Annotated in this window: 7 protein-coding genes, 1 tRNA gene and 5 pseudogenes; 7 read left to right on the top strand and 6 right to left on the bottom strand. The window is 62.1% G+C overall.

From position 1 onward, the window contains the following. Positions 1–128: 128 nt before the first annotated feature. Both ABS769_RS21710 and ABS769_RS21705 read left to right on the top strand, forming a co-directional pair. Positions 129–2,039: pseudogene (locus ABS769_RS21710) on the top strand (hypothetical protein); the annotation flags it as partial. Further along, positions 1,996–2,715, top strand: a pseudogene (locus ABS769_RS21705) (hypothetical protein). The pseudogenes ABS769_RS21710 and ABS769_RS21705, both read left to right, overlap by 44 nt. A 34-nt stretch (positions 2,716–2,749) precedes the next feature. Here the strand turns inward: ABS769_RS21705 and ABS769_RS21700 are convergent. Then, positions 2,750–3,422: pseudogene (locus ABS769_RS21700) on the bottom strand (DNA-methyltransferase). A 442-nt stretch (positions 3,423–3,864) separates the two neighbouring features. Between ABS769_RS21700 and ABS769_RS21695 the strand changes: the two are divergent. After that, a complete protein-coding gene (locus ABS769_RS21695; protein ID WP_317063312.1) occupies positions 3,865–4,764 on the top strand; it encodes a trypsin-like serine protease in 900 nt (299 codons plus the stop codon). Positions 4,765–4,929: 165 nt separating this feature from the next. Here ABS769_RS21695 and ABS769_RS21690 read toward each other — a convergent pair. Beyond that, a pseudogene (locus tag ABS769_RS21690) lies at positions 4,930–5,644 on the bottom strand (DNA-methyltransferase). A gap of 277 nt (positions 5,645–5,921) precedes the next feature. Between ABS769_RS21690 and ABS769_RS21685 the strand changes: the two are divergent. Continuing rightward, positions 5,922–6,140, top strand: coding sequence for a hypothetical protein (locus ABS769_RS21685; RefSeq protein ID WP_317063311.1), 219 nt, complete (start codon positions 5,922–5,924; stop codon positions 6,138–6,140). Beyond that, on the top strand, positions 6,137–6,445 hold the full coding sequence (locus tag ABS769_RS21680; protein ID WP_317063310.1) for a hypothetical protein: 309 nt from the start codon (positions 6,137–6,139) through the stop codon (positions 6,443–6,445). The genes ABS769_RS21685 and ABS769_RS21680 overlap by 4 nt, the downstream gene beginning before the upstream one ends. A 257-nt stretch (positions 6,446–6,702) precedes the next feature. Here ABS769_RS21680 and ABS769_RS21675 read toward each other — a convergent pair. Both ABS769_RS21675 and queC read right to left on the bottom strand, forming a co-directional pair. Further along, positions 6,703–6,778: transfer RNA gene (locus ABS769_RS21675), tRNA-Lys, on the bottom strand. Between the two features lie 47 nt (positions 6,779–6,825). Beyond that, entirely contained in the window at positions 6,826–7,500 is a 675-nt protein-coding gene (gene queC, locus ABS769_RS21670; protein ID WP_317063309.1) for a 7-cyano-7-deazaguanine synthase QueC, read from the bottom strand. A gap of 298 nt (positions 7,501–7,798) precedes the next feature. Here queC and ABS769_RS21665 point away from each other — a divergent pair, with 298 nt between their 5' ends. Next, a complete protein-coding gene (locus tag ABS769_RS21665; protein ID WP_317063308.1) occupies positions 7,799–8,806 on the top strand; it encodes a sensor histidine kinase in 1,008 nt (335 codons plus the stop codon). Then, entirely contained in the window at positions 8,803–9,162 is a 360-nt protein-coding gene (locus ABS769_RS21660; protein ID WP_317063307.1) for a response regulator, read from the top strand. Before ABS769_RS21665 ends, ABS769_RS21660 begins: the two co-directional genes overlap by 4 nt. 93 nt (positions 9,163–9,255) lie before the next feature. On the opposite strand, the gene ABS769_RS21655 is transcribed toward ABS769_RS21660, so the two are convergent. Together ABS769_RS21655 and ABS769_RS21650 are read right to left on the bottom strand one after the other, a co-directional pair. Further along, positions 9,256–10,161, bottom strand: coding sequence for a LysR family transcriptional regulator ArgP (locus ABS769_RS21655; RefSeq protein WP_317063306.1), 906 nt, complete (start codon positions 10,159–10,161; stop codon positions 9,256–9,258). A gap of 40 nt (positions 10,162–10,201) precedes the next feature. Continuing rightward, positions 10,202–10,319: pseudogene (locus ABS769_RS21650) on the bottom strand (IS5-like element ISCARN85 family transposase); the annotation flags it as partial.

Below are 10,319 nucleotides of genomic sequence, written 5' to 3'. Positions count from 1 at the left end.
ACGAGGACCGACCCAAAAAAGCAATCTGCGGCATGACCCCGGCTGCGTATGCCCAACATCTGGCAAACACCGATATCATCAGCCCCGGACTCTAAACCAGGCCGCTACTCAGGGCGGGGGGACGTCGCACCAGCAGCGAGGACATCCGTCAGGCGCTGCAGGAGGTGCAGGCGTGGCAGCAATCCGCCGCACCGATACACCAGCTGGCCTCCACCTCGCGCCCATCCGGGGGATCGGCAGATAGCGACACGTCTGGCTCCAACGCATCCTCAAGCCCGCAACTGGTGATGGATATGCAGGTGCGGATGCAGGCAGCCAGCGCCGCGCAAGCGCGTCAGCAACGCGAGCAGCAGGAGCGCCAGACACAAGAGCAGCAACTGGCGCAAACGCGCGCGCACGCGTTGCAGGAGCAGACCTCACACGAGTATCGGGCGCAGGCCGCTCAGGCGCTGCAGGCGCATGCAGTGCAGGAACTTCGACAGCAGGAATCGCAGCAGCTGGAACAGCAGGAGCGACAGACGCTCGAGGCCCAGCAACGCGAGCACGTCCAGCGTCAGGCACACGACACGCAGCAGCGCGAACAAGCGCAGCAGCACACCCTGGAAACGCAGCAGCGGGAACAGGAAAAACGCGAGGCCCAGGACGCCCAGCAGAGCCAGCAAGAACGCCTGCAGGCGCAGACGGTGCAACATCCCGAGCAACAGCCGCTGCACGCCCAAGCGGCTCTACAACGCGAGCAGGAGCCGGCACAGGAAGCCGTCTCGCGCGAGCCGTCGTCGCTCCATGCGCAAGACACATCGCCGCGCCAGCCCGAACAGCAGTCTACCCAGGATGGTGTCGCCCAACGGCCCCAGGAGCAGCTGGCAGAGCCTGCGCAAGCACAGGCATCCGACGTAGCGCAGAAGCGGACGCAAAGCCAACAAGCGCAAGAAGAGCGTCCGCATGAAGCCCAGCAGCAGACAGCGCAGCGCGCGGCGATCGCGCAGACAGCACCGGCAGATCAGCAGCAGGTTGCGGACCTGCACAGCGGCCAACGGTCGATGACGGCGCAAGCCTCGGATGCGCACCAGGATGCACTTGCGCAGGAGCCCGAGCAGCTTGAGCAGCCGGCGGACGCGTACCTGGCCCAGGTGGCGCCGCCGCCTTCCGCGATATCGCTCGCCGCCGCGGTGGCCGCAGAACAGCGCGACGAGCAACAGGCGCGCACGCCAAAGGCTCAAGCACCGGAAGCACCAGATCTCCCTGCAGCGCTGCAAGTGTCCGCACACCTCGCGCAAGCAACAGGGCCATCGCTGGAAATACCGACTGCTGGCCGATCCGCCGACGCGCTCGAGGACGCGGTTGATGCGCGCGAGCCGCTTTCCACGTCCCTGGCAGATGAGCACGACCGTCCTGCCGCCGTGCCCGCCGATCCAGACTCCTGGGAGGAAATAGAGCGCTCCATGCGTGAGCTGCGCATCCAACTCGAACAGGATCTCGAAGCAGAAAACCGCGTCGCAGAAGCGCGGCAGGCGCGCGTGGACCGTGGTGAGCGGCCGTTTACTGAGTTGGAATTGCGTGATGGGTACGATCCGGATGGCCCCTCTGGATTGAGACCACCACGCGCCCCGCCGGCAGACACCGCGCCACAGTCCCTTGCCGCTGGCGAGCAGGAAGATCGGCCGCAGCCCCAGCGTAAAAACATCACCGGCGATCCGGATGTGGACGAGTTGCTATACGCCATCGACTGCAAGGACGAACTGGCGATCGAACAGGCCTTGAAACGGGTCGCCAACAGCCCCTACAGCCAGGCACTTGCCAAACAAGGGCACGAATTTCTGGATGCCCAGGCGATGCAGGAAGCCCAGGAGCAGGCGAGTACGCGCCAGGCACTGAACATGGACGTTTCGACAGAGGTGCAGACCAGCCGTGGCCCGGTGATGGTGATGACACTGCCGCAGTTCGCCAACGGACCGGCGATGCAAGGTCCGCAGGGTGACGGTGGTGGCGGCGGAGATGGCGTTGGAGGTGGAGGTGGAGGCGCCGGTGGTGGTGGCTAGCCGGAACACGTGAAGCAAGTTGAATCATCGAGAGAACACTATGGACATGCAGAACACCTCCGCACTACCCGATGCCAACGGGTCGGAACGCACCCTAAAAGAATCGATTCACGCCATGGCGGCGGTGATCGGGACGCTGCAGCGGCGCGAGCACGCCTTGGAAGATCTAGTCCGGGAGCAGCTGCAGCTTCTGCAGATTGCCGTCAAACACGCCGATCAGCGCGTCACTGGCGTGGTGGAAAACGCACTTCCCCGGCTGACGCAATTGAGCCAACAGGCGCTGACGCAAACGCTGGAACCGGTGGCCGAGCGATTCAACAAGAAGATGGCAACTGCGGAGCAGACGGTCCAGCAGGCGACCCAGCGTTACGCACACGCACAGCACTCCCTGGAAACAACGACAACGCGGCGCATTTGGAGCGCATCGATTGCCCTGCTGGTGGCGGGTATCATCAGCGTCATCGTCGCCGGCTACGCGCTCTACAGCACAAAAGCGGCTGTCGCGGAAGCCGCTCAACTTCGGGCAGAAGTTACCTTTTTGGATCGTGTTGTTCGTGCCAATCTCGTTGCCTGTGGCAAGGACAGGCTATGCGCCGAGATCGACAAAAAAGGGCCGCGCTATGGCGACAGTGGTCAGTATCGCGTGATCGCCTTGCGCCCATCCCCCGCGCAATGAAAGCCGAGCCGCTATGAGCGGCCCGGCTACCTGATTACAGCGCTGTCAACCGGTCGCGCGTAACGGCGGTGTACTGATCCGTCATCTCAATCCCCACTCCCTCGAAGCCCTCCATCTGCGCGGCAACCAACGTGGTACCACTGCCGGCAAACGGATCAAGTACACGTTCACCAGCCTCGCAGATGCGCACCAGCTGCCGCATCAATTCGGTCGGCTTGCCGGTGAGGTGGTGCTTATCGGCCTTGCGCACCGACTCACGGATGACGCCGGGCAGTATGGGCGCACGGCGATCCAGCGGCATGTTGCCCTTGCTGCCCCAGACGATGTACTCGGCCTGGTTGCGGAAGCGCCCCGGCTGCGGCCGCACGCCTTCGGTCTTGTCCCAGACGGTGATGCCGCGCCAGGTGAAGCCGGCGATCTGCAGCGCGTCGGTGGTCAGCGGCAGCTGCCGCCAGTCGGTGAACAGCAGCACCGGTGCGCCGTCCTTGAGCGCGCGCGCATTCGAGGTGCATCCATTTCAGGTGTGAGCGTTGGTCGCGCTCGTCGCCGACAAAATCGGCATGCAGTTGCGCGCCACCTCCCTGGACGTACTTTACCGATGGCGGCTTTGCTCTCGCGGTGGCAGTGAGGCCGCCGTCGGCATAAGGCGGATCGGTGATCAGCACGTCGAACGAATTCGCTTCGGAAGCCTCACAGCTAGGTCGCAGCCACTCAGGGCGGGAGGTTCTGCAGGTCGACGATTTCCTGCGTGCAAGCACTGTAGAAAATCGCTGCCTGCCTGCCACAGCGTCGCGCCAAGTCGACCCGCGCTGTGTCGATCCCAGACTGTGACAGTGCGTTACTCGCCGAAGTGCTGCCGAAGCAGACTTCGCACTACTCGCCCCTTCGTTACACGATGCCGCAGTTCGTAAGCAAGCAGTGCGGCGCCAGCCAGGCTACCTATGCTAACAACCCAGCAACAACACCAACGAAAGTGAAGGTAGGGGAGTCCATCGCCTCGTGCGTCGGTGGCAACTAAGGATTGCGATATGGCTCACCATTCGCTCCTGTCCACCGTAGGGACACCACCTAGTTCTATCAATGCGCGAATTGGCCTCGCGAACCATTACTTCCCCCGATCCCGACAACCCAGAGAGAATTCGATCCCTGATGAAAACCCGAACACTACAAAAGCATGTGGCAGCCCTCGCATTTGCTATTGTCACCACCCTCGCATCCTCGGTCGCCACGGCACAAACCCCGGGCGTCGTGGCGCCTCGAAATCCCGATCGCGCTGTTCTCCCTGTTATCTCCGGCTCGAAGGTCAGCGTTCCCTCTGGATCATGCACCGTAGGAGCGGTGTTGGTGCCCACGAGCATCTTCCACAGACTGACGCCGTACCAACGTGCCACACGATGGATCGTGTTGGCCAAGCACTGCGCGCCGCTGTACGCGACCATCCACGTGGGTACAACGGCCATCGGCACCGTCGTGTGGCAATCGGCCACCTCGGACATTGAGCTTGTGCGAGTTTCACCCCAGCCGGGTCCATCGTCGCTGTACTGCGCCTCCCACGGCAGCGCGGCGTTCTGCAATCCGATCCAGTCCTACATCCCCCGTGCGAACAATCAGGTCTTCATGCCGCGCGCCGGGCGAGAAGCGCGACTTCCCGTTACCGGGTGGTCGAATGCGCCGGAAGGGCAGTTCTGCACAAGCGGCTGGCGCACGGGCGTTCGATGCGTGTGGCGAGGCTTCTCTCTGGCGGCGGGAATTTGGAGGCCGAGTTATGAGCACATCAATGCCGCCGATGCGCACGAGCTAAATAGCATCGATCACGGCGACTCCGGCGGACCGGTCGTCACATACGACAGGCATCTGATCGGGATCATATCCTCTGGCGAGCCTCGTGGCCTTTCCATCGTTTACTACACGCCGATGCAACAGGTACTGCACGAGCTATACAGCTATTCTCTCGCCCCGGCAGATCTACCGACCGCTGTCGGTGACGACAATCCGCTTTCCCCCGGCGGTGAAAACGCTGAATGGGAACTGGCGCCGACCGACGGGTGAGGCGTACCGCTGCGGCCCACTCTGAATGAAGGCGAACGGGTCGGCGCACAGGCTGCTGGCTTTGTCATCAGCATCCCGTGTGATACTCGAATCAGTTCTTCACTCAGCAAAGCGCCGCCTCCGTGCGGTGCTTTGCTATGTGGTTGAACAGCGAACGCAGGCCTATCAGTTATCGAGCCGCACCCTTGCAACATCAGAGTAATGTGAAGTCATCTCCACACCTGTAAAGCTGTAGCCCTCCGCCTGCGCCGCCACCAGAGTCGTTCCACTTCCGGCAAACGGGTCTAGCACGCGTCCACCTGACTCACAGATTCGCACAAGCTGCCGCATCAACTCGGTGGGCTTGCCGGTCAGGTGGTGCTTGTCGGCTTTACGCACCGACTTACGGATGACACCCGGCAACACTGGCGCGCGGCGATCCAGCGGCATGTTGCCCTTGCTACCCCACACGATGTATTCGGCCTGGTTCCGGAAGCGTCCCAGCTGCGGCCGCATGCCTTCGGTCTTGTCCCAGACGGTAATCCCGCGCTAGGTAAAGCCCGCGATCTGCAGCGCGTTAGTGGTAAGCGGTAGCTGTCACCAGTCGGTAAATAGCAGCATCGGCGCGCCGTCCTTGAGCATGCACGCGCATTCGGGCAACCACAGGTGCATTCATTTCAGGTGCTAGCGTTGGTCGAGTTCGTCGCCCACGAAGTCGGTATGCAGTTGGGCGCCACTGCCCTGCACGTATTTCTGCGAGGGTGACTGGGCCCGCGCGGCCGAGTGCAAGCCAACGTTCGCATACGGCGGGTCGGTGATCAGCGAGTCGAAACGAATTCGATTCGAGCGTGATCAGAGTGGTCACGGTGCCGTCGTGCAACGGTTGGGTTTTGATTGACATGCCCAAGGGGTCGGAGTGAGTATCCTTATGTCGCCGCCCACTCGGCGACCGGGATTGGCGTCCCGAATCAAAAGGCGCACCAGCGCCCATCGACCGATGCATGGCGCTTTTTTGTTGCCCGCATCGTCGCGGGCGCATGCCGGCCAGCTTTATGGCGGGCGGTGCGCGGGGGCCGCAAGGCCCACCGGTTCCTTTTGGCCGGCACGCCAACCGCGTACCGTCCGCCACCCCGATTGGCGTCTGGGTGGCGGATTCCAAAACACAAAAGGAATCCAGCATGTCTTACGACACCCAAGAAATGCCCGCGTCTGCGGCGCGTCAGCTCGCCCATCATTTCGATCTGACCGCCATCGTCCTTGAATGGAACTGTGCCGATTCGCTCAACGTGACGCCGAGCCTCGAAGGCATTGGCAAGCCCATCCACGTCCTCACGCCTGCCGATGTGGATGTAACGATCGTTGCCGTTGATGGCTCGTTTGCGGAGGCTCAGCGATGAGCGCCAACAAGCAATTCCGCGTCTGCGCGGGCGTCGTTCTCAGCTTCGAAACAATGCAGGGCTACTTGCTGGCGATGCTGCATTCCGACGCGCAGCAAGAAGTGGCGCCAGTTCTGATCGCCTGCGAGGCGACCGGCTTTGAAGAGGTCTTGCTGGGCGGCGATGCGCAGAGCGTCGTACTGGGGAGGTTGCATGTCTGCATGCGTGTCGATTCTGCACTTGAAGTCCTCACTTGGTTGCGCAAGCAAGCACGTGCCAGCGGAGGCGCACCACGAACACGACGGGTGCAATCGCCTATGCAGTAGATGTGGACCACGTGATCCTGTGTGGCCCTGGGCAGGCCTCGGTCGAAAACACAGCTGCGTCCGCCTAGCCATATGACCTGCAAGATGACGCAATGTGATCTGTAAGGGTGTGCCGGCGGTGCAGGTACCACACCAGCCGCCGCATACCATCCGACTTCGTGGCCGTGGAGCATGCTCCGCGGCTACTCATCTTCCCGGTAATTTTTCCAAAGGCACAAAAAAAGCGCCTTGGGCGCTCTTCAAGTGACTGATTTGATTGGTGGGCCGTGATGGATTCGAACCATCGACCAAAAGATTAAAAGTCTTCTGCTCTACCGACTGAGCTAACGGCCCACTGTCCCGGCAGTGCGCCGGGGTGTGCATTCTACCCTACACCGGCGTCAAGACGAAATGGCGTAGTGGGTGGGGTCGGGGATGCCGGCGTCGGTGAAGCCGGCGGCGCGCAGGCGGCAGGCGTCGCAGTGGCCGCAGGCGCGCCCGTCGGCGTCGGCGCGGTAGCAGGAGACGGTGAGGCCGAAGTCCACGCCCAGACGCACGCCTTCGCGGACGATGTCGGCCTTGCTGAGGAACTGCAGCGGGGCGTGCACGCGCAGGCCGGCGCCTTCCACGCCGGCCTTGGTGGCCAGGTTGGCCAGCACTTCGAAGGCGCGCACGAACTCTGGGCGGCAGTCTGGGTAGCCCGAATAGTCCACCGCGTTGACGCCGCAGAACAGGTCGTTGGCCCCGATCACCTCGGCCCAACCGAGCGCCAGCGACAGCATGATGGTGTTGCGTGCGGGCACGTAGGTGACCGGAATGCCGTCGCCGCCGGCATCGGGCACGTCGATGTCATCGGTGAGCGCCGAGCCGCCGATGCTGCGCAGGTCCACGTCGACCACCTTGTGCGCGATGACGCCTTGCGCGGTGGCCACGCGTGCGGCTGCGTCCAGTTCGGAAGTATGGCGCTGGCCGTAGCGCACGCTTAGTGCGTGCACGGCAAAGCCCTGTTCCTGCGCGAGCGCGATGACGGCGGCGGAATCCATGCCACCGGACAACAGAACTACGGCTTTTTTCATGACAGATCAGGCAGTAACAACGGAAGCGGAGAGGCTAGCAGGGTCGGCGTTGCACGGCGACAGCGCGCTATTGCCGCATGGTCCTGCCAAGGAGTTCCGGCATCCGGTCGAGGCCTAGGGTTTGAATGTCTTGAGCGCTTGTTTATTGACGCTATGCCGCTGCGAGAGATAGTGCATGGCTCCCGGCACGCCGCATCGTTACACCGCCCAGCCAGTCAACGTTGCAGTGGCGGCCGCATGATTTTTTGTTCACGGTTAGCGGTTTATTGTGCGGATCGAATCCGGAGTCCATGACGTGATGGCCGACCAGCAGGAAGACGCCGCGAAATCGCGTATCTACAAGGCGCTGTTACAAGCGACTCCGGATCTTCTGTACGTGTTCGATATCCAGCATCGTTTTATCTACGCCAACGAGGCATTGCTGACGATGTGGGGGATGCGCTGGGAAGAGGCGCACCTCAAGACCTGCCTTGAAATTGGCTACGAGCCCTGGCATGCGGCGATGCACGATACCGAAATCGAGCAGGTGAAGGCGACCGGCCAGCCGCTGCGAGGCGAGGTGCCGTTTCCGCATACCACCAAGGGCCTGCGTGTGTACGAGTACATCTTTACACCGGTCTTTGGGCCTGATGGGGAGGTGGAGGCGATCGCTGGCGCCACGCGTGACATCACCGAACACAAACAGCATGAGCAGCACCTGCAGTTGCTGATCAACGAGCTCAATCATCGCGTCAACAATTCGCTGATCATGGTGCAGTCGCTGGCTCGCCAGTCGTTCAATAACGCGACCAGCCTTGCGGATGCGCAAGAAAAGATCGATGCGCGTCTGCTGGCGCTCTCCAGAGCCCATGACACGCTTACTCGCGAGAACTGGGTCAGTGCCGATATCCTCGAGCTGACCCGCGATGCTGCCGCACTATATGAAACGCACGATGGCGTGCGCTTCGCGCTGCAGGGCCAATCATGTCGGCTCGATCCTCGGCGGGCGTTGGCGCTATCGATGGCGCTGCACGAGCTGTGTACCAACGCGCTCAAGCACGGCGCCCTGTCTGTTCCGGAAGGCAGCGTGCTGATCGCGTGGGAACGCAGAATGCAGGATGCAGACGCGCAGCTCGAACTGATCTGGCAGGAACGCGGCGGTCCGGCTGTCCGCCCACCAACGCGCAAAGGCTTCGGCTCCCGATTGCTGGAACGTGGTTTGAAGCACGACCTCAAGGGCGATGTCGAACTCGTTTTCGACCCTGCGGGCGTTTCGTTCCGTGTCTGTATGCCGCTGCCGGCCGAGCTGGTCGAGGCGCACACGTGACCGGGCGCGTCTTGTTGGTCGAAGACGAATCCGTGGTTGCCATGCTGCTGGAAGACTGCTTGATCGAACTGGGATACGAGATCGCAGCAACGGTGGGAGACGTGGATGCCGGGCTTGAGGAAGTGAAGAAGGGGAATCTTGATCTGGCATTGCTGGACGTCAATCTTGGCGGCAGCTATTCCTTTCCGATCGCCGAGGAACTGGATGCCCGCGGAGTGCCGTACATTTTTGTGACTGGATATTCTGTGGGCGGAATCCCCGAGAAATTCCAGCATCGGCACGGTTTGCAGAAGCCCTTCCACTTGCGTGATCTGCAGGCCGCATTGACGCTGCTGCAGCAGACAAGCGCCGGCTAGTCCGCGCTTTTGAAAATTTCCGAGGTCAGCCAAAGCGAGTGAATAACGCTTTGCCGGATCGAGGCATCGTGCGGGTGCGCGCGACGGCAAAAGCTACTGCCTGCCACCCAGCAAACTGGCAGCTGCCGCCTTACTCAGCGCCTGACTGAGATGGTGCAAGGCGCTTGAGCGCACTGCCGCGCATTGCCAGTACAGCGGCACATCGAGCCAGCGCGTGGGATCGATGATGACCACCTGCTTGTCCCGGACTGCCGGAACAACCATCGAGTCCGGGGCCAGACACCATCCAAGTCCACGCGCGGCAGCTTCGATGAAGCCGGTGGAGGTGGGGAGATAGTGCACCGGTGGCGCCACCTGCGCGCGCGTGATGCGGCGGACGAAGCGGGCTTGTAGCGTGTCTTTTCGGTTGAAGACCAGCATCGGCGCGCGCGTTAGCGCCGTAGCGTTGAAACCCTGCGCGAAATACCTTGCAACGAAGTCGGCCGATGCGATGGCGTGGTAACGCATCACACCCAATGCGTCGACATTGCAGCCTTGCAGTGGCTTGCGCTCCGAGGTGACCGCGCCAAGCACGGTGCCGGCACGCAACAATTCCAGGGTGTGGTCCTGGTCGTCCACATGGACGTCGAAGAGAAACCCATGCGTTTGATGCAAGGACGCCAGTGCAGCCAGGAACCAGGTCTGCAGTGAATCGTCGTTGACGGCGATGGCAATGGTGCGTGGATGTCCAGCTGCGCCGTCGCCGGGCAGGAAGTCGGCCATTGCCTCGGCTTCGAGTACCTGCATCGGTCGTACCCGACGTAACAGGCGTTCACCCGCCGGGGTAGGGCGGCAGGGTGCTTTTCGTATCACCAGCACCTGGCCAAGCCGGTCTTCGAGTGCCTTGATGCGCTGCGAGATGGCCGAGGGAGTGACCGACAGCCGATACGCAGCAGCATCGAAGCTGCCTTCTTCCAGCACGGCCGCGAACGCCGCCAGCTGTGGATGCAGCAGATCCATGGCATCTCTCTACTGGATTAGAAGTTCTAACTAGGGCCTGTTAACACATCCGAAGCCCATCAACGACTAGGACGAAGCTGAGGAATCCAAGGAACATGACATCCAGCTTGTCGAAGCGCGAGAAAATCCGGCGGTAGCCTTTCAAGCGACGGAACAGT

It is taken from the genome of Xanthomonas hortorum (assembly GCF_040279205.1).
Taxonomy (GTDB): domain Bacteria; phylum Pseudomonadota; class Gammaproteobacteria; order Xanthomonadales; family Xanthomonadaceae; genus Xanthomonas; species Xanthomonas hortorum_F.
The sequence above is the reverse complement of the archived record's forward strand: the minus strand, read 5'-3'. Positions and strand labels throughout refer to the sequence as shown.

Bases quoted from the DNA above. Each gene is read 5' to 3' on its own strand.
- ABS769_RS21695 (WP_317063312.1), top strand. From the start codon at position 3,865: ATGAAAACCCGAACACTACAAAAGCATGTGGCAGCCCTCGCATTTGCT.
- ABS769_RS21685 (WP_317063311.1), top strand. From the start codon at position 5,922: ATGTCTTACGACACCCAAGAAATGCCCGCGTCTGCGGCGCGTCAGCTC.
- ABS769_RS21680 (WP_317063310.1), top strand. From the start codon at position 6,137: ATGAGCGCCAACAAGCAATTCCGCGTCTGCGCGGGCGTCGTTCTCAGC.
- queC (WP_317063309.1), bottom strand. From the start codon at position 7,500: ATGAAAAAAGCCGTAGTTCTGTTGTCCGGTGGCATGGATTCCGCCGCC.
- ABS769_RS21665 (WP_317063308.1), top strand. From the start codon at position 7,799: ATGGCCGACCAGCAGGAAGACGCCGCGAAATCGCGTATCTACAAGGCG.
- ABS769_RS21655 (WP_317063306.1), bottom strand. From the start codon at position 10,161: ATGGATCTGCTGCATCCACAGCTGGCGGCGTTCGCGGCCGTGCTGGAA.